The sequence below is a fragment of the Streptomyces sp. NPDC033966 genome (assembly GCF_055575955.1).
The window spans coordinates 1-23716 of the sequence record NZ_JBVIRQ010000015.1; the positions used below are offsets into that span (position 1 = coordinate 1).

At 72.3% G+C, this 23716-nt stretch carries 19 protein-coding genes; 17 read left to right on the top strand and 2 right to left on the bottom strand.

Annotation, left to right across the window (positions count from 1 at the left end):
- Positions 1 to 216 precede the first annotated feature (216 nt).
- The 3 genes from ACZ518_RS32310 (at position 217) to ACZ518_RS32320 (ending at position 7208) form a co-directional block, all read left to right on the top strand.
- On the top strand, positions 217 to 1779 hold the full coding sequence (locus ACZ518_RS32310) for a sigma-70 family RNA polymerase sigma factor (RefSeq protein WP_469116582.1): 1563 nt from the start codon (positions 217 to 219) through the stop codon (positions 1777 to 1779).
- A 377-nt stretch (positions 1780 to 2156) separates the two neighbouring features.
- Complete coding sequence (locus ACZ518_RS32315) at positions 2157 to 4538, top strand: non-reducing end alpha-L-arabinofuranosidase family hydrolase (protein ID WP_469116583.1); 2382 nt, start codon at positions 2157 to 2159, stop codon at positions 4536 to 4538.
- Between the two features lie 42 nt (positions 4539 to 4580).
- On the top strand, positions 4581 to 7208 hold the full coding sequence (locus ACZ518_RS32320; protein ID WP_469116584.1) for an RICIN domain-containing protein: 2628 nt from the start codon (positions 4581 to 4583) through the stop codon (positions 7206 to 7208).
- 128 nt (positions 7209 to 7336) lie between these two features.
- Here ACZ518_RS32320 and ACZ518_RS32325 read toward each other — a convergent pair whose 3' ends face one another.
- A complete protein-coding gene (locus ACZ518_RS32325; protein ID WP_469116585.1) occupies positions 7337 to 8242 on the bottom strand; it encodes a LysR family transcriptional regulator in 906 nt (301 codons plus the stop codon).
- 144 nt (positions 8243 to 8386) lie between these two features.
- On the opposite strand from ACZ518_RS32325, the gene ACZ518_RS32330 reads away from it, so the two are divergent.
- Together ACZ518_RS32330 and ACZ518_RS32335 are read left to right on the top strand one after the other, a co-directional pair.
- Complete coding sequence (locus ACZ518_RS32330) at positions 8387 to 9208, top strand: inositol monophosphatase family protein (protein WP_469116586.1); 822 nt, start codon at positions 8387 to 8389, stop codon at positions 9206 to 9208.
- Between the two features lie 42 nt (positions 9209 to 9250).
- Complete coding sequence (locus ACZ518_RS32335) at positions 9251 to 9847, top strand: NADPH-dependent F420 reductase (protein WP_469116587.1); 597 nt, start codon at positions 9251 to 9253, stop codon at positions 9845 to 9847.
- A gap of 65 nt (positions 9848 to 9912) precedes the next feature.
- On the opposite strand, the gene ACZ518_RS32340 is transcribed toward ACZ518_RS32335, so the two are convergent.
- Entirely contained in the window at positions 9913 to 10908 is a 996-nt protein-coding gene (locus tag ACZ518_RS32340; RefSeq protein ID WP_469116588.1) for a helix-turn-helix transcriptional regulator, read from the bottom strand.
- Between the two features lie 242 nt (positions 10909 to 11150).
- On the opposite strand from ACZ518_RS32340, the gene ACZ518_RS32345 reads away from it, so the two are divergent.
- From ACZ518_RS32345 to ACZ518_RS32400, 12 genes are all read left to right on the top strand, one after another.
- Positions 11151 to 11456, top strand: coding sequence for a hypothetical protein (locus tag ACZ518_RS32345; RefSeq protein ID WP_469116589.1), 306 nt, complete (start codon positions 11151 to 11153; stop codon positions 11454 to 11456).
- Between the two features lie 105 nt (positions 11457 to 11561).
- Positions 11562 to 11750, top strand: a complete 189-nt coding sequence (locus ACZ518_RS32350; protein ID WP_469116590.1) for a hypothetical protein — start codon at positions 11562 to 11564, stop codon at positions 11748 to 11750.
- Positions 11747 to 12823 (top strand): ParB/RepB/Spo0J family partition protein, encoded by a 1077-nt coding sequence (locus ACZ518_RS32355; RefSeq protein WP_469116591.1) that lies wholly within the window; start codon positions 11747 to 11749, stop codon positions 12821 to 12823. Before ACZ518_RS32350 ends, ACZ518_RS32355 begins: the two co-directional genes overlap by 4 nt.
- A gap of 214 nt (positions 12824 to 13037) precedes the next feature.
- The gene (locus ACZ518_RS32360; protein WP_469116592.1) at positions 13038 to 14042 is read left to right on the top strand and encodes a TauD/TfdA family dioxygenase; all 1005 of its coding nucleotides are present in this window, start codon (positions 13038 to 13040) and stop codon (positions 14040 to 14042) included.
- Between the two features lie 190 nt (positions 14043 to 14232).
- Positions 14233 to 15564 carry an aspartate aminotransferase family protein gene (locus tag ACZ518_RS32365; RefSeq protein ID WP_469116593.1) on the top strand — a complete coding sequence of 444 codons (1332 nt, stop codon included), beginning with the start codon at positions 14233 to 14235 and terminating at the stop codon, positions 15562 to 15564.
- Positions 15561 to 16859 carry a hypothetical protein gene (locus tag ACZ518_RS32370; RefSeq protein ID WP_469116594.1) on the top strand — a complete coding sequence of 433 codons (1299 nt, stop codon included), beginning with the start codon at positions 15561 to 15563 and terminating at the stop codon, positions 16857 to 16859. Before ACZ518_RS32365 ends, ACZ518_RS32370 begins: the two co-directional genes overlap by 4 nt.
- Entirely contained in the window at positions 16856 to 17599 is a 744-nt protein-coding gene (locus tag ACZ518_RS32375; protein WP_469116595.1) for a nucleoside/nucleotide kinase family protein, read from the top strand. Before ACZ518_RS32370 ends, ACZ518_RS32375 begins: the two co-directional genes overlap by 4 nt.
- The gene (locus tag ACZ518_RS32380; protein WP_469116596.1) at positions 17596 to 18297 is read left to right on the top strand and encodes an HAD family hydrolase; all 702 of its coding nucleotides are present in this window, start codon (positions 17596 to 17598) and stop codon (positions 18295 to 18297) included. Before ACZ518_RS32375 ends, ACZ518_RS32380 begins: the two co-directional genes overlap by 4 nt.
- A gap of 97 nt (positions 18298 to 18394) precedes the next feature.
- The gene (locus tag ACZ518_RS32385; RefSeq protein ID WP_469116715.1) at positions 18395 to 19663 is read left to right on the top strand and encodes an ATP-grasp domain-containing protein; all 1269 of its coding nucleotides are present in this window, start codon (positions 18395 to 18397) and stop codon (positions 19661 to 19663) included.
- Positions 19660 to 20916: an ATP-grasp domain-containing protein gene (locus ACZ518_RS32390; RefSeq protein WP_469116597.1), complete on the top strand. Its 1257-nt coding sequence runs from the start codon at positions 19660 to 19662 to the stop codon at positions 20914 to 20916. The genes ACZ518_RS32385 and ACZ518_RS32390 overlap by 4 nt, the downstream gene beginning before the upstream one ends.
- Positions 20917 to 20964: 48 nt before the next feature.
- Positions 20965 to 22536: a class I tRNA ligase family protein gene (locus ACZ518_RS32395; protein ID WP_469116598.1), complete on the top strand. Its 1572-nt coding sequence runs from the start codon at positions 20965 to 20967 to the stop codon at positions 22534 to 22536.
- A 94-nt stretch (positions 22537 to 22630) separates the two neighbouring features.
- Positions 22631 to 23686, top strand: a complete 1056-nt coding sequence (locus ACZ518_RS32400) for a D-alanine--D-alanine ligase family protein (protein WP_469116599.1) — start codon at positions 22631 to 22633, stop codon at positions 23684 to 23686.
- Positions 23687 to 23716 lie beyond the last annotated feature (30 nt).

The following is a 23716-nucleotide window of genomic DNA, read 5'->3' on the forward strand; positions in this document are numbered from 1 at the left end:
TTGTCGGCCTTGCCCGCGGTGGCTGGTGCCGTGCATGGCAAGGCGGAGGGGCGCCCGTGTACTGGACGCACTCGGGCGCTCCGACAACGCGGCCAGGTGCGGTGCCAGGCGCCGCGGGCCCCGACGAGATCCGAAAGAGACGGCCTGGGCGGCACGGGCTTTGGTCGCACACCTCTCGGACGCTAGGGTCTGACGCCTTGATGAGGAGGGTGGGCAATGGGGCTCATGGATGCGGACCACGCGGGGCTGGTCGTCGCGGCGCAGGCCGGGGACGACCGGGCGCGCGAAGAGCTGATCGCCGCATACCTGCCCTTGATCTACAACATCGTCCGACGGGCGGTGAGCGGACATGACGACGTCGACGACGTCGTCCAGGAGACGCTGCTGCGCGTGGTGCGCGATCTGCCCGCCTTGCGCGCCCCCGACAGCTTCCGCTCCTGGCTGGTGTCGATCACCCTCCGCCAGATACGAACCCATTGGCAGCGGTACCGCGACTTCGCCGGCCGGACGGCGCTCATCGACGAGGCGGTCCACATACCGGACGCCGGCCCCGAACCCGAGGACGCGACGATCCTGCGCCTCCATGTGTCGGACGAACGCCGCCAGATCGCCGAAGCCGGCCGGTGGCTCGACCCGGACCACCGGGTGATGCTCTCACTGTGGTGGCAGGAACGCGCCGGACTGCTGAGCCGCGAGGAGATGGCCGCCGCTACGGACCTCACCGTCGCCCACGTGGGAGTGCGCCTGCAACGCATGCGCGAGCAACTGGACCTGAGCCGGACGGTCGTCGCCGCGCTGGAGACCCACCCGCGCTGTCCGCAGCTGGGCGAGACCGTCGCCGGCTGGGACGGTCTGCGTACATCGGTGTGGCGGAAGCGGATCGCGCGGCACACCCGTGACTGCCCGGTCTGCACGGCGGCGACGACGAACCGGGTCCCCGCCGAGCTCCTGCTCCTCAGTCTCGCGCCCCTGGCCGTCCCTGCCGGACTCATCGCCGCGCTGACCGGCAAGGGCCTCCTGTCGGGTTCGGCCGCGAGCGCCGCCGGGCTGGCCGCGGCCCCCGTCGCCGTCGGCACGGCGACGGCGACGGCGACGGGGGGAGGCGGTCTGCACGGCGCGCTGACCGGCACACTCCACGCGGTGACCGCTCATCCGCTGGCGAGCATCGCCGTCGGCGCGGCGCTCGTCACCGGTGCCGCCACCTACGCGACCTGGCCGGAACCGGCCCACCGGGCGCCCGGCGTCATCGCCGTTCCCACGGTCGGCAATCCCACGCCGATCCCGTCGAGCACCCCCACGTCGGCCGGACCGCCGTCGGCGAGTCCGTCCGCGGTCGCAGGCACGGTTCCGCTGGGCGCACGATCACTGGAGTCCGTGGACGAACCCGACCTCTACCTGACGTATTCCGGCGACTTCGCGACGCTGGGCCGGGTCTCCGCGTCCAGCAGTGCGCAGACACGGCAGCGCATCACGTTCACGGTGGTCCCGGGGCTGGCCGACGCACGGTGCGTCACCCTCCGTGCGGCCGACGGCCGTTATCTGCGCCACCACTATCTGCGGCTGCGGCTGAGCACCGACGAGGGCAGCGAGCTGTTCCGGAAGGACGCCACCTTCTGTCCGCGCCCCGGGGCGGTCGCGGGGTCGGTGGTCCTGCACTCCTCCAACTACCCCGGGTCGGTCCTCCGCCACCGCGACGGCGGTATCTGGCTCGACGGCTCCGACGGCACCCGGGCCTTCGCCGGCCAGGCCTCCTTCGTCGTCCGCGAGGCCCGGTCCTGAGGACCGCTCCCTGAAGCTTCCGGGCCGAGCCGTGCGGTGACAGCCGGCGAGCCGGCACCGGGCTCCGGCATGCGCGGTTCGCCCACCGGTGCCGTGGGAGACACCAGCGCTGACCAGGGCGGCCCGTAACACTTTTCGCCTGCGAGATGCATCACGGGGTGATCGTCGGGGCGGCGCCGCTTTTCTGTTACGCCGCCTCGCGTTCGCAAGCCTCCACTTCGTGGGGTTCTTCCCGCCGCTCACCATGCGAGCCGGCGTGAGCGGTCCCCCACCTCCCCGTCGGCACATACGCGAAAGAAACCCCCCATGACGCGACATATCCGTGAGCCCCGCGCGAGCCGTACGCAGAATCGGCGCCTCGTCCACCGAGGAGCAGCATGAAGGGCCTGCACCGGCGCGGTGGGCGTCGCCGGACACTGACGATCGGGCTGTCGGCCGCGGCGCTGGTGGCGGGCGTCATGACGCTCCTGCCCGGCTCTGCCGGGGCCACGACCCCCCTGGGCGCGCATGCGGCGCCCTCGGGCAGGTACTTCGGCACCGCTGTGGCCGCCGGCAGGCTCGGCGACGCGAAGTACGCCGACATCCTGGACCGGGAGTTCAACATGATCACCCCGGAGAACGAGATGAAGTGGGACGCGATCGAACCGTCCCGCGGCACGTTCTCCTTCGGTCCGGCCGATCAGATCGTCAACCATGCCGCGGCCCACGGCCAGCGCCTGCGCGGCCACACCGCGGTCTGGCACTCGCAGCTCCCGTCCTGGGTCGGCTCCATCGGCGACGCGAACACGCTGCGCGGCGTGATGAACAACCACATCACCACCTTGCTCTCCCGCTACAAGGGCAGGATCCACTCCTGGGACGTGGTCAACGAGGCGTTCGCCGACGGCTCCACCCAGCACCGCAGCTCGGTGTTCCAGAACGTGCTGGGCAACGGCTTCATCGAGGAGGCGTTCCGCACCGCGCGGGCAGCCGACCCCTCCGCCAAGCTCTGCTACAACGACTACAACATCGAGAACTGGTCGGACGCCAAGACCCAGGGCGTCTACAGCATGGTCAGGGACTTCACGTCCCGTGGCGTGCCGATCGACTGCGTCGGGTTCCAGAGCCACTTCGGCACCGGCGGTCCCCCGGCAAGCTTCCAGACCACCCTGTCGCGTTTCGCCGCCCTGGGCGTCGACGTCCAGATCACGGAACTGGACATCGCCCAGGCGTCGCCCACCCACTACGCCGACACGGTCAAGGCCTGCCTGTCCGTCGCCCGGTGCACCGGCATCTCGGTCTGGGGCATCCGCGACAGCGACTCCTGGCGCAAAGGCGAGCACCCCCTGCTGTTCGACGACAACGGCAACCCCAAGGCCGCCTACACGGCTGTCGTGAACGCCCTCAAGACAGCCCCCGGTACCAGCACCGGCACGATCAAGGGCGTCGCCTCCGGCCGCTGCATCGACATCGAGGGTTCCACCACGGCCAACGGAACCCAGGCGCAGCTGTGGGACTGCCACGGAGGAACCAACCAGCGCTGGACCTACACCTCCGGCAAGCAGCTGATGATCTACGGCAACAAGTGCCTGGACGCCAGGGGCAAGGGCACCGCCAACGGCACCGCGGTGGTCATCGAGGACTGCGACGGCGGCGTCAGCCAGCAGTGGGACATCAACACCAACGGCACGATCGCCGGGTCCCGGTCCGGGCTGTGCCTCGACGCCGTCGGCGCGGCCACCGCCAACCGCACCAGGATCCAGCTGCACTCCTGCTGGTCCGGCGGCAACCAGAAGTGGACCGGCCTGCCCGGGTCGCCGACCCAGCCGAAGCCCGCGCCGACGAAGCCCACGCCGACGGGCGGCACGTGTGCTCTTCCGTCGACCTACCGGTGGACGTCCACGGGTGCGCTGGCGCAGCCGGCGAACGGGTGGACCTCGCTGAAGGACTTCACCACCGTGACGTACAACGGCAAGCACCTGGTCTACGGGTCGGACTTCTCGGGATCCTCGTACGGCTCCATGATGTTCGGGCCCTTCACGAACTGGCCGGACATGGCGTCGGCCCGCCAGACCGGGATGAGCCAGCCCGCGGTGGCGCCCACACTCTTCTACTTCGCGCCCAAGAAGATCTGGGTGCTGGCGTACCAGTGGGGGCAGTGGCCCTTCATCTACCGCACGTCGAGCGACCCGGCCAACCCCGACGGCTGGTCCGCGCCGCAACCGCTGTTCACCGGAAGCATCCCCCGCACCGATTCCCCCACCGGCCCGATCGACCAGACCCTGATCGCCGACGACCAGAACATGTACCTGTTCTTCGCCGGTGACAACGGCAAGATCTACCGGGCGAGCATGCCGATCGGAAACTTCCCGGGGAACTTCGGCTCCTCGTACACGACGGTCTTGAGCGACACGCCCGACAACCTCTTCGAGGCGCCGCAGGTGTACAAGGTGCAGGGCCAGAAGCAGTACCTCATGATCGTCGAGGCCAAGGGCGCGAACCAGACGCGCTACTTCCGCTCGCTCACGGCCCCCAGCCTGAACGGCCCGTGGACCGCGCAGGCCGGCAGCGAAAGCAGCCCCTTCGCGGGCAAGGCGAACAGCGGCGCCACCTGGACCAACGACATCAGCCACGGTGACCTGGTCCGCGACAACCCCGACCAGACCATGACCATCGACCCCTGCAACCTGCGGTTCCTCTACCAGGGCAAGTCCCCCACGGCGCAGGGCCCCTACGACCGACTGCCCTACCGGCCCGGTCTCCTCACCCTGCAGCGCTGACCTGCCCCGATCCACAGTGATACGCAAGGAGAACAACTCCCCATGAAGAACCCCACGAACGGCGGGCCCCGCGGACGTCACCGCCGTCGCCGGATCGGGACCGGACTGCTGCTCGGTGTGCCCGCCGTCCTCGTCCCGTATTTCCTGTACGTGCAGGACGACTCGCAGGCCGCGACGGTCGACGGCAATGCCTACTACCGGCTGGTCTCCGTACGCAGCGGCAAGGCGCTGGACGTCAACGCCTTCTCCACCGCAGACGGCACCCGCATCCAGCAGTGGACCGACCAGAACACCGCCAACCAGCAGTGGAAGCTGCGTCCCACCGGGGACGGCCACTACGAGCTGGTGAACCGGAACAGCGGCAAAGTGCTCGGCATAGCCGGCGATTCGACGGCCCGGGCAGCCGCCGTCGAGCAGCAGACCGACAGCTCCTCCGCCTCCCAGGAATGGCGGATCGACGAGGTGAGCGGTTCCGACGCCGTCGTCCTCACCTCCCGCAGGAGCGGCCAGGTCCTGGACGTCTCCGGCGGCTCCACGGCCGACGGCGCGGCAGTCGTCCAGTACCCCGGCCATGGCGGTACCAACCAGCAGTGGAAGCTGGTGAGGACGGGCGGGACCCATGCGCCCGGATCCGGACCGTACACGTGGCGAAACGCCCAGGTGGTGGGCGGCGGATACGTCAGCGGCCTGGTGTTCAACCCGCGGGAGAAGGGCCTGCTGTACGCGCGTACCGACATGGGCGGCGCCTACCGCTGGGACTCCGGGGCCGAGCAGTGGATCCCGCTGACCGACTGGATCGGCGAGAAGGACTGGAACCTGCTGGGCATCGACGCGCTGGCCACCGACCCGGTCGACCCCAGCCGGCTCTACCTCGCCACCGGCACCTACACCAACAACTGGGCGGGCAACGGGGCGATCCTGCGCTCCACGGACCGCGGCCGCACCTTCCAGCGCACCGACCTGCCCTTCAAGCTGGGCGGCAACGAGGACGGCCGCGGGGCGGGCGAGCGGCTGGCGGTCAACCCCGCGGACAACGGCACCCTGCTGCTGGGCACGCGCAAGAACGGCCTGTGGCGCAGCACCGACCACGGCGCGACATGGAGCCAGGTCTCCTCGTTCCCCGTCAAGGACGGGGCGAGCAGCGGCGCGGGCATCTCCTTCGTGACGTACGGGCCGGCCGGCAGCAAGACGGTCTACGTCGGCGTCGCCGACAAGTCCACCTCCCTCTACCGCTCCACCGACGGCGGCAGCACCTGGCAGGCCGTCCCCGGGCAGCCGACCGGCCAGATGCCGCAGCACGGCGTGGTCTCCGGTGACGGCTCGCTGTACCTGACGTACACCAACGCCCTCGGCCCCAACGGCGTGACGGGCGGCTCGGTGTGGAAGCACACCCCGGCCGGCGGGGCGTGGAAGAACATCTCCCCCTCCCAGGGCAACTACGGGTTCTCCGGTCTGGCCGTCGACCCGCGCAAGCCCTCCACGGTGATGGTCACGACCCTCGGCCGCTGGTGGCCGGAGGACGAGATCTACCGGACCACCGACGGCGGCACGACGTGGAAGGCACTGGCCGACAAGTCGGTGCGGGACGCCTCCGCCGCTCCGTACGTGGGTACCGGGACCGGGCACTGGATGACCGCCCTGGCCATCGATCCCTTCGACTCCGGGCACGTGCTGTACGGCACCGGCAGCGGCATCCTGCGCAGCAAGGACGCCAACGCCTCCGACAGCGGCGGCACCAGCCACTGGAGCGTGGGGGCCCGCGGGCTGGAGGAGACCGCACTGCTGGACGCGATCGCCCCGCCCGGCGGCGCCCACGTCATCACGGCCATGGGCGACCTGGGCGGATTCCGCCACGACTCCCTGACCGCGGTGCCCGACGGGCGGCTGAAGAACCCGATGATGGCCAACAGCACCTCCATCGACTTCGCGCAGTCCAGCCCCTCGATGATGGTCCGCGTCGGCCGTGGCGGTGCGCAGGACGGCGCCTACTCCACCGATGGCGGCCGCAGCTGGAACGGCTTCGCTTCCGAACCGGTGGCCGGCGCCGACAGCGGCCGGGTGGCGCTCTCCGCCGACGGCTCGGCCATCGTCTGGACCCAGGCCGGCCAGGCCCCGTACCGCTCGACCGACAAGGGAGCGAGCTGGTCGAAGGTCGGCGGCCTGGGCACCGACGCCGTCGTCGTCGCCGACCGCTCCTCGGCCGGGACGTTCTACGCACTGGCCGGCGGCACGCTCCACGCCAGCACCGACGGCGGGGCGACCTTCAGCGCCCGGGCCGCCAACCTGCCGGCCGACGGCCGGCTCAAGGCCGTCCCCGGAGTCGCGGGCGACCTGTGGATCGCCGGCGGCGGCCAGGGGCTCCTGCACTCCACCGACGGTGGCCTCACCTTCACCAGGCTCGCCCCGGTGAAGGCCGCCTCCGCCATCGGCTTCGGCAAGGCCGCACCGGGCGCCTCCTACCAGGCCCTGTACCTGATCGGCACCGTCAAGGACGTCACCGGCGTCTTCCGCTCCACCGACAAGGGCGCCACCTGGGTCCGCGTCAACGACGACGCCCACCAGTGGGGCGGCATCGGCAGCACCGGCGTCATCACCGGCGACCCCGACGCCTTCGGCCGCGTGTACGTCGGCACCAACGGACGTGGCCTCCAGTACGGCGACCCTTCCTGACCCCGACGCCCGGGCGGGGCCGCCGGCACAACCGTGCCGGCGGCCCCGCCTGCGCGGCTGCGGCGTCGCCGTCCACGCGCAGGGCCGTGACGGGGACCCCGGCGGCGCTCCCCATCCCAGGGTGGACCTCATGGCGGGCCAACCGAAGCCAGCGCGTTGCGTGCGAGTCCGCGCAGCCAGGCGTGAGCGTTGTCGGTGTCATGGCGCTGATGCCACGACAGGTATATCGGTGCCGCCGGCAGTTCGAGCGGCAGGGGGAGCACGACCAGGCCGAGGTCGGTGACCGCGGAGCGCGTGGTGGCTTCGGGGACGCTGAGCACCAGGTCGGAGTCGCGCGCGAACGCGAACGCCGCCGCTTCCGTGGGCGCGGTCGCCACCACGCGCCGGCTCAGGTCCAGCCGGGCGAGGGCTTCGTCGAGGGCGTTGTTGAGGTTTCCACGTCGCGACACGGTGACGTGCTCGGCTGCGGCGTAGCGCTGCACGGTGAGGGTCCTGGCGCGGGTGAGGGGGTGCCCCCGCCTCACGACGGTGACCAGGCGGGTCTCGCCCGCGTTCTCGGTACGGACGTCCGGCGCGGTCGGGCGGTTCGCGTTCGCCTCCAAGTCGACCTCGCCGCGCCGCAACTCGTGCGTGTCGAGGCTTGATTCCCCGATGAAGCGCAATCGCACGCCGGGTGCCTGTGCGCGTACGGACGTGAGGAGCGCGGGTCCGCTCAGGGCGACCAGGGACTCGTGCCAGCGAAGTGTGAACGTGCGCTCCAGCGTTGCCAGATCGAGTTCGCGGCTCGGCGCCAGTACCCCCTGGACCTGGTGCAGCAGCTCGTGCACCTGTGCCCGGACGGCGATCGCGTACGGCGTCGGGGTCATCGTGCGGCCGGTGCGCACCAGAATCTGGTCCCCGGTCGTGCGCCGGATACGGCCCAGGCTCCGGCTCATCGCGGGGGCGGTGACATGCAGGCGCGCGGCCGCCCCGGCCACGCTTCCCTCCTCCAGCAGCGCGTCGAGCGCGGTGAGCAGGTTCAGGTCCAATTGCATGGGAGTAATCCTAGGCGTGCTTTACATGCAGTTGAAGTTAACTCTGGGTCTTCATACCGTTGAGGCACAAGCGCACGACGGAACGCCCGGCTCGGCCCGATACGGCGTCACCCGTCCCACCCCTCCTCCGTCAGGAGCACCGCCATGTCCGAAACACCGCAGACCGCCGCCGCTGTCACCGCCGCCGACGCCGACCTGCTGGCCCACACCGCGAGTGCCGTGCGTACGGCAGGTTCGGCGCTGCGCGAGCACTTCGGCGAGGTGGTCCGCTACGAGACCCGCGAGGAGCTGATGCGCGCGCTCGCCGTCAACGACGACATGGCCCTCGACATCCTGCGCCCCCGCCTCACACGGCTGCGTCCTGACGCCGGCTGGGTGGAGGACGAACTCGACGGCGGAGCGCTGCCGCCCGGCGAATGGTGGGTCGTGGATCCGGCCGAAGGAAACGTCAACCACCTTCACGCCCTGCCGGAATGGGCGGTCACCGCCACCCTCGTGCGGGAGAACCAGCCGGTACTCACCGTGGTCCACCTGCCGTTGACGGGCGAGACCTACACCGCGCTCGCGGGAGCGGGTGCCCACCTCGACGGCCGGCCCCTGCATGTCTCGCAGACCGCGAAGCTCGACCTGAGCATCGTCGCCACCAGCCAGGCCCGGCCGGACGAGGACGAGGAGGTCGTACGCCGCGTCGGCGCTTCGATCACCGCGATGCTCCTCGGCGCACTCGTCGTCCGAACCGCTGTGCCCGCGACCCTGCACCTGGCGAACGTGGCCGCCGGCAGGACCGACGTCTTCTGGCAGTTCGCCGGAGCCCGCGCGGACCTGCTTCCCGGGGCGCTGCTCGTCCGGGAGGCCGGCGGACGGATCTCCGACGCCGAGGGCCGACCCTGGACCCCGCAGAGCAACAGCTTCCTGGCCGCCGCACCCGGCGTCCACGCCCAAGCCGCATCGGCACTCTCCCGCTGACCCTGACGAAGAGCAGAAAGAAACAGAAGGAGCCGAATCCGCATGAACGAGATCGCAGTACTCGGGAACGGCCGCGTCGGCGGCAACCTGGCCGCCGCCCTGACCCGAGCAGGGCACCGGGTCACCGTGGCGGACCGCACGCAGGGCGCCGCCGCCGAGGCCGCCCGCACCGCCCGGATCGTCATCAACGCCACACCGGGCGCCGGCTCACTGGAACGTCTCGCCGCGCTGCGCGAGGAACTGCGGGGCAAGATCCTCGTCGACGTCTCCAACGCCACCACCGACGGCCCCGACGGCCTGCCCGCCGACCTGATCCACCCCGGCTCCAGCCTCGCCGAGCGGCTTCAGGAAGCACTCCCCGAAACCCGCGTCGTCAAGACGCTCAACACCATGCTCTACCCGGTGATGACCGCGCCGGCCGCCCTCGCCCAGCCGCCCACCGCATTCCTCTCCGGCGAGGACCCGCAGGCCAAGCAGACCGTCCACGACCTGCTCACCGACCTCGGCTGGAGGAAGGAGTGGATCACCGACCTCGGCGGGATCCAGACCGCCCGCGCCACGGAGGCCGCGATCCTGTTCGTCCCGCACGTGATCCGCTCCAGCGGATTCACGCCCTTCGCGCTCTCCATCGCCCGCTGACCCCGCAGCCGCTGCCCCGGGCGAGCGGATGCGGCCCCGCGCAGGCGGCCAACGGGCGGCGTCCGTCAAAGGTGGGACGGCAGGTACCCCAGCTGTACGGCCCGGACGCCGGCCTGGAAGCGGCTGCGGGCGCCGAGGTGGGTGAGCAGGCCGGTGGTCAGGCGGCGGGCGGTGCGGGTGGAGATGCCCATGCTGTTGGCGATCGACTCGTCGGTGCGGCCCTCCGCCATCAGGCGCACGACCTCGGTCTGCTGGCGGGTCAGTTCGCCGGAGGAGCGCTGGGGCGCGGCGCCGAAGGGTTCGGCGGAGTCCCACACGAGGTCGAACAGGCGGCACATCAGGGAGATCACGCCGGGGTCCGTGATGGCCAGGGCGCCGTCGGCGGTGCTGTCGGAGTCGGAGGCGATCAGGGCCGAGCGCCGGTCGATGATGATCATGCGGTTGGGCAGGGTCGGCACCGTGCGGATGTGCGCTCCCTGCTCGGTGAGCCAGGTCGCGTGGCCGGCGGTGGGGGCGTCGCGGCGGATGCTGTCCAGGTAGACGGTGCGCATCGTGATGCCGCGGGAGAGGAGGCGGCGGTTGAGCGGGCGCGAGGCCTCCATGTTGGCGGGCGTCTGGGGTCCGCCGGGGGCGAAGGTGAGGAACTCCTCCTTGACGTTGTCGTTGAGGGCTTCCAGGTGGTCGCGGATGGCGTCGATGCCGCGGAGGTAGCGGATGCCGGCGCCCATCGACATCGTGTCGTGCTGTGCGTACTGGGCGATCAGCTCGGCCGTCGCCGCGCGGCTCTGCTCGACGTGCTGCTGCTGCTCGGCCAGCTCGGCCTGGCGGCGCGCGAGGAGTTTCATGAGCCCGAGGTCGGGGGTGATGGCGCGCATCGAGGACCCGTCCGCCGACGAGGTGCGGATCAGGGCCAGCTCGAAGAGCTGGTCGAGGGCGTCGCGCACGGCGTCCTCGGACAGCTGCAGCTGTCCGGAGAGCTCGGCCACTCCGGCCAGCGGGTGGGCCAGCATCTCCCGGTAGACCGCTTCGGATGCGGCGCTGAGGCCGAGTGGACCAAGCATGAACGTTCCCTTGTGGTGCGAGTGGTGCGAGTGGTGCGAGCAGTACGAGCGGTGCAGGTGATGTGAGCGGGTCTTCCGCGCCGGGATCCAGTGCCGACGCGCTCCGGCCTCCGACGATCCCGTCCGGTCAGCGGACGCTCGACGCCGCATTCTATTGCTCCGGCCCGTCCCGGGCGGGACGCCCGGCAGTGGCCAACTGCAACCCCTGGCACTGGGGCCCCGAAACCCGCATGGTCTCAACCATGTTCCTGATCTGCGCAGTCCTGACCCCGCGCCCCGGCGGCAGCGGGCCCTTCCCCGCCGACACCGCGGCCGCCGTCGCGTCCGCCTCCGCCGCGGCCGGGGTGCGGGGCATCGAACACGTCGTCCAGCGCGCCGAACCGGGAACACGACCCGTCCTCGGCATGTACGTCGTCGCCGCCACGTGGCAGGCCGCTGCTTCCGCTTCCGAGCGGGCGTGGCACGCCGCGGTCGCCGCCCGCCCCGAGCTGGGGGGGTGGACGGCCGTCTGGGAGGACGTTCCGCTTCCCGAACCGCCCGTGGCCTAGGGCGGACATGGCCATTTTGACCCTCCTGATCTCCCTTCTCCCGGCTCTTGCGCCGGGGCAGACTCGTGGTCGTCCAGGAAAACAACCGAGGAACGGAGCACGAACATGAAGAAGACCAAGGCCCTGGCCATGTCGCTGATCGCGGCCACCGCCGTGCTGTTCGGTGCCGGCACCGCGAGCGCCGGCACCGTCCCGATCTTCACTCTGGAGCCCGGCTCGACCTGCTCCTCCCCCGGCTTCGGCTGCCCGCACGACTCCGGCTGGCAGGAGATCAAGCCGCCCGCCGCCCAGTGACGGAGCCCGGGTCCGGCAGTCGCGCCCCGTCCCCGCACCGGAACGCCGGCGCCCGCCAGCTCACGGCGTTCCTCGACCGGCTGTCCCCCACCTCGACCGTGGAGCCCGTCCCGCTGCGGGACCTGCACACGGCGCACGCGCCGCGCAGCGCCGAGGAGGACGAGCAGTACGCACGGACGCTCGCAGCCTCCGGGGAGGACCTCGCGCCGGTCCTCGTGCACCGCTCGACGATGCTCGTCATCGACGGCGTGTGCCGGGCCCGCGCCGCCGTGCTCCGCGGCCACACCCACATCCGGGCCCGTCTCTTCGACGGCACGGAGGAAGACGGCGAACTGCTGTCGGTGCTGGTCGACATCGCGCACGGCATGGTTCCGCCCGTGGCGGTACGTACCGCAGCGGCCCGGCACGCGCTCCGCGTGCAGCCTGACTGGTCCGACCGGGCGCTGGCCGCTCTCACCGGACTGCCGGGAAAGCGCATCGCAGCGCTCCGGCGGGAGAGCGGAGCCGCCACCGCACCGCACGAACGACGGCTCGGCCTCGACGGCCGGGCCCGGCCCCTCGACTCCGCCGCCCGCCGGCAGCTCGCCGACGGACTGCTCAACGACGACCCGCACGCCTCCCTGCGGCAGGTCGCCCGCGCGGCCGGACTGTCACCGGCCACCGTGGCCGACGTACGCGCACGCAGGCGCCGCGGCGAGGATCCCGTACCCCGCCGGGGCGCCGGGGCCCGGCCCGCGCGGCCCGGCCTGGTCCCGACGCCCCGGAGGCCCGTACCGCCGACGGCCGTCACCGCACTGCGCCCCGTACTGGCATCTCTGACCCAGGACCCCTCCCTGCGGCACACCGAGAGCGGCCGCGCGCTGCTGCGCGCCCTCGACGTCTCCTGTGTGCTCGCGGACGGGATCGAGGGCATCGCCGCGCACGTTCCGCCGCACCGGCTGGACGCCGTCGCCCGGCTCGCGGAGTCGCACGCCCGGCGCTGGGAAGCGCTCGCCTCCCATCTCGGGCAGCGGCGCACCGGCCGGGACGACCGCACCCCGCTGCCCGCGGGCACCGGCGGCGCGGCCGGCTGACGGCGCTTCCCGCTCCGGCCACCGCTTCTGTGCCGGTGGCCGAGGCGGACGAGCACGTGTACTCCGACGGCACGACCGCGTTCGACGCCCCCTGTGCCCGCAGCACCAGCACCAGCACCAGCACCAGCACCAGCACCAGCACCAGCCCATCCCCTTCCGTCGGCGGACCCCGTCCCCGCCCGCCGGAACCCCCCGCAAAATCCAAGGAGCAGGAGTGGCACTCGCCGTAGCAGAACGACACGTGGCAGGGTCCGTCGTCCACCTCACCCGGGCCGAGAGCGAGGGGTTGTGGAACCTGTCGGAAAAGGTGGTCTCACTGCTGGAACGCTCCCCGTCCTTCGACCTCTCGGAACTCCTCCCGGAGGTCCCCCACGCCCTGCGCACCGCGCTGACGGACTTCCGCGAAGGAGCGTCGGACAGCGGATACCTGCTGGTGAAGGGGGTGTCCACGGGTGAACTCCCGAGCACGCCCCTGGAATACGGGTCACGGGCACTGGCCGGACACGCCACCAACGGAACGCTCGCCCTGACGGCCGACCTCCTCGGCAGCCTCATCGGGTACGCCGACGAGAAGAAGGGCGACCTCTTCCACGACGTGCACCCGGTGCGGGGCGAGGAGCACCGGATGGAGAACAGCGGCTCGGTGGCCTTCGACTTCCACACCGAGAACGTCCACCATCCGCTGCGGCCCGACTACCTCGGCCTGCTGAGCCTGCGCCAAGGGCACGAGCGGACCACGGCCACCCGAGTGGCCTCCGTCCGGCACGCCCTCGCCCGCCTGACGGAGGTCGAGACCGCCACCCTGCGGGAACTGCGGTTCGAGAGCCTGTTCCCGACCTCGTTCACGCGGGGCACCTCCGGCGAACGGCCCACCACGGGCCGGCACCGGGTCCTCTTCGGCGCCCCGGGCAACGAGTCCTTCCGCTACGACTCGTTCAACACCGGGGCGGCGGACCCCGAAGCCGCGCAGGCCCTGCAAGCCCTGGCCGAAGCACTCGAAGCCGTCTGCGCCGAAGTCGTCCTGGAACCCGGCGACCTGCTCCTCGTCGACAACCACATCGCCGCCCACGGCCGCTCCGCCTTCACTCCCCGCTACGACGGACAGGACCGCTGGCTGCGCCGCTTCTACTCGCACAGCGCCGTACCGGGCTGGGCGCGGCGCATGATGGCCGGCGAACGCGTCCTGCCGACCACCACCGACATCCAGGGCATCTTCTGAGGCCACACCCCGGCCTCCCACCCCACCCCTCCACCTGCTTGCCCGCTGCCCGCCCCTCCGGCGCCCCGGGCCGATCCGTGGTGCCCCCGCGCATCCCGTCCACGTGCCGCACTCCCTGAGTCCGCACGCCCTCATCGCCAGCGCACATCAAGCGCACACCACCATAAAACCTCCCAAGAAGGGCACACCCATGTCCATCCTCGCTTCCCCCGGTGACCTCGCGGCCGGCGCGATCCCGGACGCCGCCATGGCAGCCGTCGTCTCCGGCGAGACCTCGCCCGAGGCCGTCTACTACCCCGTCAGCGACCAGCGCATGGTCACCGGCGAAGGGGTCTACCTGTACGACTCCGAGGGCCGCGGATACATCGACTGCGCCTCCGCGACGTTCAACCTCAGCCTCGGCTACCGCCACCCGGCCGTCATCAAGGCGATCAAGGACCAGGCCGACGAGCTGATCCACGTCACGTCGAGCTTCCAGACGGAGCCCATCAACCGGCTCTCCAAGCGCCTGGCCGACCTCGCCCCCAAGCGCCTCACCAAGACCCACCTCAAGGTGTCCGGCGGATCGGTCGCCAACGAGGGCGCGATCAAGATGGCGCAGCGGGCCACGGGCAAGCGCGACGTCGTGACGCTGTTCCGCAGCCACGTCGGCCAGACCATGATGATGGCCAGCCTCTCCGGGAACGCCTTCCGCCGGGCGCCGTTCGCCCAGCTGTACCCGGGCGGCATGCAGGTGCCGGACCCGTACTGCCACCGCTGCTTCTACGGCCAGCAGGCCGGCAGCTGCCGCATGATGTGCGTGGACCGCATCAACGACTTCCTGGAGTTCGCAAGCAGCGGCAGCGTCGCCGCCGTCCTCGTGGAGCCCATCTCCGGCAACGGCGGCAACATCGTCCCGCCGGACGGGTACTTCACCAGGCTCCGCGAGTTGTGCGACGCCCACGGCATCAAGCTGATCTTCGACGAGATCCAGACCGGCATCGGCCGCACCGGGCGCATGTTCGCCGCCGAGCACTTCGGCGTCGAGCCGGACGCGATGACGGTCGCCAAGGGCCTCGGCGGTTCGGGCGCGCAGGTGGCCGCGATCATCGCGAGCGACGAGATGGCGGGCCTGCCCACCAACGACCACTCCTTCACCTACGGCTCCAACCTGCTGGCCGCGTCCGCCGCCCTCGCGACGCTCGACGTCATCGACGACCCGCTGTTCCTGGCGAACGTCCGCGCCACCGGCGACCTGATCATGGGCCGGCTGGAGGAGATGAAGAAGCGCCACCGCGTGATCTCCGACGTCCGCGGCGTGGGCCTGATGATCGGCATCGAGATCGTCCGCGCGGACGGCACCCCCGACACCGCCCTGACCAACCACCTTGCGGACAAGGCGATGGAGCACGGCCTGATCCTGCGCACCTCGCGCTACGGCAACGGCAACGTGCTCAAGATCCGGCCGCCGCTCACGCTGACCCTGGCCGAGGCCGAGCTGATCTGCGACCGCTTCGACGCGCTGCTGACGGAGCACGCGTGATGGAACCCGGCCTCGTCCTGGTGGGCGGCGGGTTCCGCGCCACCACCTTCCTCGCCTCCGCCCCCGGACTCCTCGCCCACCGGGTCACCGTGTTCGAGCGCGGCACGGTATTCGGTCCCGGCGGCTTCGCGGACTACGCGATCACCAGCACCTCGATCGGCTCCCGCTTCCTCAAGGAGCTCTCCGCCACCGGTCCCTTCGCCGCGCTGAGGGACGATCCGCTGGTCGCCCGGGTCGCGGACGCCGAGGCGCCGGTTCCCATGGCGCACCTGGCCGCCGCGCTGGGCCGGGTCGGTACGGCGGTGGCCGCGGCCCTGGGGCCCGACCGGCTCGTCCTGGGCACGGAGGTGACCGCCCTCGACGTCGTCGAGGAGGGCTCGGCCGTGCTGGTCCACCTCGCGGACGGGCGGACCGTACGGAGCCGGAACGCGGTCATCGCCACGGGGCGGACCGAGCGGCCGCACGCCGAACTCGCCCCCTGGCGGGCGAAGGTGCGCCGGTCCGCGCAGATCATCAGCCGGAGCGGGCGGGACGGGCTGCGCCGGGAGCTGGCCGCACTCGGACGGCACGGCGAGGACGGCCGCCGGATCGTCATCGCCGGCGCCTCGCACAGTGCCATGTCCGTGCTCCGCGTCCTGCTGGAGCTGTTCGACGAGATCCGCGCGACCGACCCCGGCTACCGGGCCCCCGCCGTCGACGTGCTCCAGCGCAGTGCGGCGCGGCTCGTCCACCCCGGCCTCGCCGAGGCGCGGCGGGACTACGTCGAGGGCCGCGAACGGGCCGCCGACCCGGCCACCGACGTGTGCCCGGCGACGGGCATCGTCTTCCGCGACTCGGGGCTGCGGCACGAATCGCGGGACCTGTATTGCGCACTGTGGGACGGCCTCGTCCCGGGTGCCCGGCTGGTCCGCACGGGCCGGCTCGCGGAGGCCTCGGACCTGCTCGACGACGCCGCTCTGGTGGTCCAGGCCCTCGGCTACCACGGCCACGCGCCCGACGTGCTGGTCGACGGCCGGCTCGCCCGCCCCAGCGGCTCGCCGGAGCGGTTCGCGCACACGGACGACGGCACGGCGCTGATCGCCGGGCGGCCCGTTCCGGTGCTGTCGGTACTCCGGGTCGAGCCGACGCCGTACGCGCTGCGCGACCACGCGGTCTACGGCAGCGGGCTCTACGGCAGGCTCGCCGGCCGGCTCCTCGCCCGGCTCGAAGCGGACGCCGGCTCCCTCGCCGCGGCCGTTTCTCCGTCCGTTGCCGCTTCCCTTCCCCCATACGTTCCCCAGGAGAGCGCCGTATGACCACCGAGACGACGGCCGCGGCCGCCGTGCCCCGCGTCCGCGACCAGCAGCAGCTCGTCGAGGAGCTGGCCGATCTGCTCCAGGACCGCAAGCAGCCGGGCCGGCCGCTGGTGGCTGGGCTGACCGGCATGGACACCTCCGGCAAGTCGCAGCTGGCCACCGCGCTGGCCGCAGAGTTCCGGCGCCGGGGAGCGGACCACCAGCTCGTCCGGATCGACGACTTCCACCGGCCGCGCGCCGTCCGCTACCGCTCCGACCTGCCGGAGGCCGAGGCGTACTACCACCACAGCATCGACTTCGGCCGGGCCGCCGAGCAACTGCTGCGGCCCGTACGGGAGAACGGCCGGCTGTCGGCGGAGCTGACCCTGCTGGACCTGCCCACCGACACGTACACGCTGACCCGGGCGTACGAGGTCGGGCCGGAGACGATCGTGCTGGTCGAGGGGGTGTTCCTGTTCCGCGCCGAAATCCGGGACCTGATCGACCTGTTCGTGTACCTCGACGTCGCCGAGGACGTCGTACTGGCCCGCGGCCGGGTGCGGGACGTTCCCTCTCAGGGCGAGGAGGTCATGGGCAAGTACCACACCAAGTACCTGCCGGCGCAGCGGGCGTACCTGGCCGAGCACCCACCGGCCGAGCACGCAGAGGTGATCGTCGACAACTCGGACTGGGCGGCTCCGGCCGTACGGGTGTGGCCGGCGGATGCGGTTCCGTCCCGCGCAGAGGACGGCGGCCGATGAGCGCCGCGGCCCCCGTCCGGGGTCCCGTGCGCGCGGTGGTCTTCGACCTGTGGAAGACGCTCGTCCCGCTGCCCGATGACGTGAAGCGGCAGGCCTTCACCGAGACCGCGCGGGCCCTGGGCCGGCGGCCGGAGGAACTCGCCGGGCCCTGGGCGCAGACCCGGGTGCGGCGCGAGACCGGCCCCCTGGACGCCTACCTCGACGGCCTGCGCGAGGACCTCCGCGCTCCGTGGGACGACGCGCAGCAGGCCGAGGCCATGCGGGTGCGCCGGGCCGTCCACGGCCGGGGCTTCGCCCGTCCCGCCCGCGGCGCCGTCGAGACGCTGACCCGGCTGAAGGGCCTGGGCGTCCCGGTCGGCCTGGTGTCGAACTGCAGCTCCGATGTCCGGGACATGCTCGACGCCTCGGACCTGGGGCCGCTGATCGACGTGTCCGTGCTCTCGGCGGAAGCCGGGCTGATGAAGCCGGATCCGGAGATCTTCCTACTCGCCGCCCGCCGGCTGGGCGTGGACAGCGGTGCGTGCCTCTACGTCGGAGACGGCCATGACGACGAGCTGGACGGCGCGTCGACCGCCGGGATGACCGCGGTGCTGCTCGACCTCGGCGAGGACCACCCGTGGGCCGGCCCCCGGATCGGCGGGCTGCCGGAGGTCCTGGAGCTGGCGGGGTACGGCGGGCGGGCACCGGATGCCGTCTGAGGTGACCGCGCCCGAACCGTTCCGAAGCCCCGATCCGACAGGCCCGTACCGGGCGACCGATCCCCTTTCCCCGTTCCGACAGGAGCTCGTGAACTTCATGAAGCACGTCATCGTCACCAACACCGGCAACACCAGGCAGGCCCGGCAGCTCGCCGAACGCGGCGACCTGCGCGTCCTGTTCGTCACCGAGCCGCGGTTCGTCGACCAGTACCCGGAGGGCACCGAACTCGCCCTGGTGGACGACCTCAACGACCCCGAAGCCGCCACCGCCGCCGTCACCGCGGCGCGGCAGCTCGGGGAGTTCACCCACGTGCTGGCGCTCTCGGAGCGCGCCTCGCAGGCGGCCGGCCACCTGCGCAGCCATCTCGGCCTGCCGGGGCCGTCGTTCGACACGGTGGTCAACTGCACCGACAAGCAGGCCATGAAGCAGCGGTTCCTGGAGGCCGGGCTGCCCACCGCGCGGCACGCCGTCGCGGCCGATGCGGCCGGGCTCGCCGCCGCGCTCCGGGAGACCGGCTACCCGGCCATCGTCAAGCCGGTCATCGGTGCCGGCGCGGACGCCACCGAGGTGATCCGCTCCGCCGCCGAACTCGCCACGCCCGCCGTGCAGGCGTACCTCGACCGGCTGACCCACCCGGCCACCACCTCCGAGAAGGCCTTCCCGGTCGTGGTCGAGCAGTACCTGGACGTCCTGAACGAGTACCACTGCGACGGGCTCGTCACCGACGGCCGGGTGACCTTCGTACGGGTATCGCGCTACCTCAAGCCGGTCCTCGGCTACGGCGAGGGCGGTGTCTTCGGCTCCCACCTGCTGGACCAGGACTCCGCGGAGGCGGCCGCGGTCCGCGAGCTGCACGAGCGGGCCGTCCGCGCGGTGGGCCTGCGCGACGGGGTGACCCACTTCGAGGCGCTGGAGACCGCCGACGGCTTCCACGCGGGTGAGATCGCGTGCCGTCCGGGCGGCGGCGGCATCCGCCGCATGCTCCAGCTCGACAGCGGCTTCGACACCTGGGGCGCGTACATCGCGAGCAGCTTCGGGGAGGCGTACGAGGTCCCGGCCGCCGCGGGTGCCTCGGACTCCGGTGCCACGGACCCGGGCCTGCTCGTCGAAATGCTGTTCCCGGCGGTGCGCGGCACCGTGACGGCGATCAGCGCGGCGGAGGACTTCACCGCGATCCCCGGCGTCGTCGAGGTCGACATGCGGCTCGCGGCGGGCGACACGGTCGGCGGGCTCATGGACTCCTCCACGGTCAGCGGCCTGGTCTTCGCCCGGACTTCGGCCGGCCGCGACGTGGCCGCTCTCGTACGGGACGTCGAGGCGGCGTTCCACATGGAGACCGCGGCCCCCGAGGAGACGGCCGCATGAAGATCCTCGTCCTGAACCGCTCCAACCTCGCCACCACCCCCTACGCCCAGTGGCTCGGCCCCGCGCACGAGGTCGTCCTGGTCACCTCCACCGGCGCGATCAGCACCGACCCCGACCGCGCGCACGCGGAGCTGTCCGGCTACCGGGAGGTCGTCACCTTCGACCGCTTCCACGCGAACGCGGCCGTCGAGACCACCGCACTCGGCCTGCACCGGCGCCACGGCTTCGACGCGGTCATCGCCATGAACGAGTACGACCTGCTGCGGGCGGCCCGCCTGCGGGAGGCGATGGGCATCGACGGCCAGGGCGTGGCCGAGGCGGAGGCGTTCCGCGACAAGCTCCGCATGAAGGAGGTCCTCACCGCGGCCGGTGTCCGCACGGCGCCGTTCGCGCCCGTCGCGCACGTCACCGACCTGTACGCGTTCGCCGCCGAGCACGGCTACCCGTTCGTGGTGAAGCCGCGGCGCGGCGCCGGTTCGACGGGCGTGGAAGTGCTGCGCGACGCGGGCGAGCTGGCGGCCTACGCAGCGGACCACAGCGCGCTCGGGGACGACGACGGAGCCGCGCTGCTGGCGGAGGCGTACGTCGAGCACGAGCTGTTCCACATCGACGGGCTGATCGTGGCGGGCACCACGGTCCTGGTGTGGCCGTCCGCCTGCACCTCCGCCCTCACCTACCGCGAGGGCACCGTGTTCACCAGCACGACGCTCGATGCGCACGACCCGCTGACCGAGCCGCTGCGCGACCTGACGCTCCGCGCTGTGCGCGCCCTGTCGGCCTGGCCCACGCTCACGTTCCACGCCGAGGTCTTCCGCACCGCGGACGGCACGCTCCTGCTCAACGAGATCGCCTCCCGGGTCGGCGGCGGCAAGATCTACGAGGCGACCCGGCTCGCGACGGGCGTGGACCTGGTCCGCGAATACATCCAGGCCGTCGGCGACGGCAGCGTCCACCGCCCGCCGGTGGACCGGCCCGAACGGACCGCCGGCTTCGCCCTGTTCCCCGGCAGCCCGGGAACCCTGGCAGCTGCTCCCGCCGAGGGCACCTGCGACGTGGCCGGGGTGGACCAGTACCGCCTCAACGTGCCGGTGGGCACGTCCCTCGGCACCGCCGAGCACAGCAGCGCGCGGATCGCGTCGGTGGTCGTCGCCGGCGACGACCGCGCCGCGGCGGAGGCGGTCCTCGCCGAGGCCGTCGACTGGTTCCGGGCGGCCAGCGAGATCACGCCGCCGGTGCCGGACCCGGCCCCCTGACGCGCCTCCCCCTCGCCCGCTTCCCCTCCGTACGACGAAAGGCCCCCCGTGCACGTCAGTCAGACCGTCCTCATCGTGCCGATGCAGCCCACCCCCAACGGACGCATGCACATCGGCCACGGCGCCGGAACGTATCTGCGCGCCGACGTCCTCGCCCGTGCGCTGCGCAGCCGCGGCCACGACGTGTCCGTCATCAGCGGCAGCGACGGGTTCGAGGACTGGGTCACCGCCGCGGCCCGGGCTGACGGGCACACCCCCGAGGAGACCGTCGCCCGCTTCCACGCCGGCATCAAGCAGGACCTGGACAGCCTGTCCATCGGCCTCGACGCGTGGATCGACCCGACCTCGGCCGAGCACCACGACGCCTATCGGGCCGTCCACGAGGACACCCTCGAACTGCTCCGCTCCACCGGCGCGGCGCGCACCGAGAGCGAGCGGATCCCGTTCTCCGAGCAGACCGGGCGGGCCGTCGTCGGCACCTGGATCGCCGGCGACTGCCCGCACTGCGGCAAGCCGTGCGGCGGCGCGACCTGCACCTTCTGCGGGCAGTTCTTCCAGCCCGAGGAGGTCGTCAACCCGCGCTCGCGGCTCGACGACTCCACACTGGAGTGGCGGGACGAGGAGAACTGGTTCACGTACCCGACCGATCCGGACGCCATCACCGAGCACCACGTACGGGCCGGGGTGCGCCCGCAGTTCCTCGACACCGTGCGCCGCTACCTCGACGCCAGTGCGGGCCGGGTCAACCTCACCGGCCAGGGCACCTGGGGCATCAAGAGCCGTACGCTCCCGCCGGGCAAGGTCATCGCGAACAGCTACTACCTGTACAGCGTGTACTGCGGCGAGGTGCACCGCCGGCTGACCGGTGCCGGCGCCAACCCGTTCGCCGCCGGCAGCGGCGTCACCACGATCGGTGTGTTCGGCAGCGACAACTCCCGTCCGGGCTTCGTGTCCCCGCACGTCATCGCCCAGGGTTCGGGCGGCGCCCTCAAGCCGTTCGACGCGGCCGTCGTCACCGGCATGCTGCACTTCGAGGGCCAGAAGTGCTCCACCAGCAAGGGCCACGGCATCTGGCTCGGCGAGCTGCTCGGCAGTGCCTGCGTCACGGCGGACGAGCTGCGCTTCCACCTGCTCCACGCCCCGCTGGACCACGGCACCGCCGACGTCACCCTGGACGGCCTGGTCGACGACGTGGTGCGGCTGCGCGACTGGCAGCGGAACGTGCTGCTGCCCGCGGTCGACCAGGTGCGGTCGGCGGGCGCCTCCGTGGCGTGCACCCCCGCCGTGCTCGACGCCGTCGAGGCCCAGCACGCCGGGCTCAGCCCGTACCACACGGACCTCACCGCGGCGGTCACCGCGCTCGCCGACTGGATGCACCTGGGCCCCGGCCGCGCGCCGGAGGACCGCGGACCGTGGCTGCTCGGCCTCGCCCTGCTCGGCGCACCCCTGGTGCCCCGTCTCGCCGGTGAGATCTGGGCCCAGCTGGGCTTCGAGGGCGCGCCCGACCTGGCACGGGCCCGTGCCGGCAGCCCGGCACCGAGCCCGGAGCCGCGGCTGACGCCGCCGCCTGCGGAGCCGCTGACGGCCGAGGCCCTCCTGCCGTTCGTCCACCGGGCCTGAGGCGCGCGGCCGCCGCCCCGGCCCGGCCCCTGCCGGCGGCCGTCGCCGCCTCCCCCACCCGCTTCCCCTCATCGACCCGACACCGGAGTACCCCATGCACATCACCAGCTGGCTCGACCACGAACCCCACCGGCTGCGCGAGCTGGTCCGCAGCGCCGTGGCCCGGACCGCCCCCTGGCGGGTGGCCGTGCTCTACGGCGGGACCTCCGCCGAGGACCGGCTCTACATGGAGAGCAAGCCCGCCGCCGACTGGTCGGTGCACGACGTCCTCGACGGGCTGCGGCAGCTGGGGACCGACGCCGACTGGATCGACCCGACCTCCCCCGCCTTCCCGTCCGAGATCACCGCCTACGACGCCGCGTTCCTCAACGTGCACGGCGACTTCGGCGAGGACGGCCACCTCCAGGGCACGCTCGCCTACCTCGGCGTCCCCTACACCGGCAGCTCGGTCGCGACGGGTGTCATCGGCGCCGACAAGCGCCTGACGAAACTGGTCCTGGCCTCCTCCGGCGTCACCGTCCCCGCCCACCGCCGGCTCAGCCCGGCCGAGACGCCCGAGGCCGGCCTGGCCTGCCCGGTCATGCTGAAGGCCGTCAACGGCGGCAGCAGCGTGGGCATGGTCCTCGTCACCGAGCCGGATGACGTCGTCCCCGCCCTGCGCGGCCTCGGGAAGGCCGGCTTCACCGACGTCATCGCCGAACCCTTCGTCGACGGCACCACCGTGACGGTCTCCGCGCTGCGCATCGACGGGGACGCGGTCCTGCTGCCGCCGGTCACCTGCGGCACCGAGCGGGAGTACTACGACGAGTACAGCAAGCTGCACGGCGAGCAGGCCGGCACGGTGACCTACCGGGCCCTGACCGATGCCGAGGACCCGCGCCTGCACGCCCTGCACCGCGCCACCCGGGAGGTCCTGAAGGTCATCGACTTCGAGGGGGCGATCCGGGTGGACTTCATCCTCACGCCGGACGGCGACCCGGTGCTCCTGGAACTCAACACCATCCCCGGCGTCCAGCACGGCAGCAACCTCGTGCTCGCCGCCGCCGCGGCCGGCATCACGTACCCCGAGCTGCTGGGCGTCGTCCTGGCCAGCGCCGCGAACACCGCGAAGCTCGCGCCCTGGCGGCGGGAGCGGGCCGGCCTGGCCTGAACCCGGTCCCGGATCCGGCCCGGGCCGGGC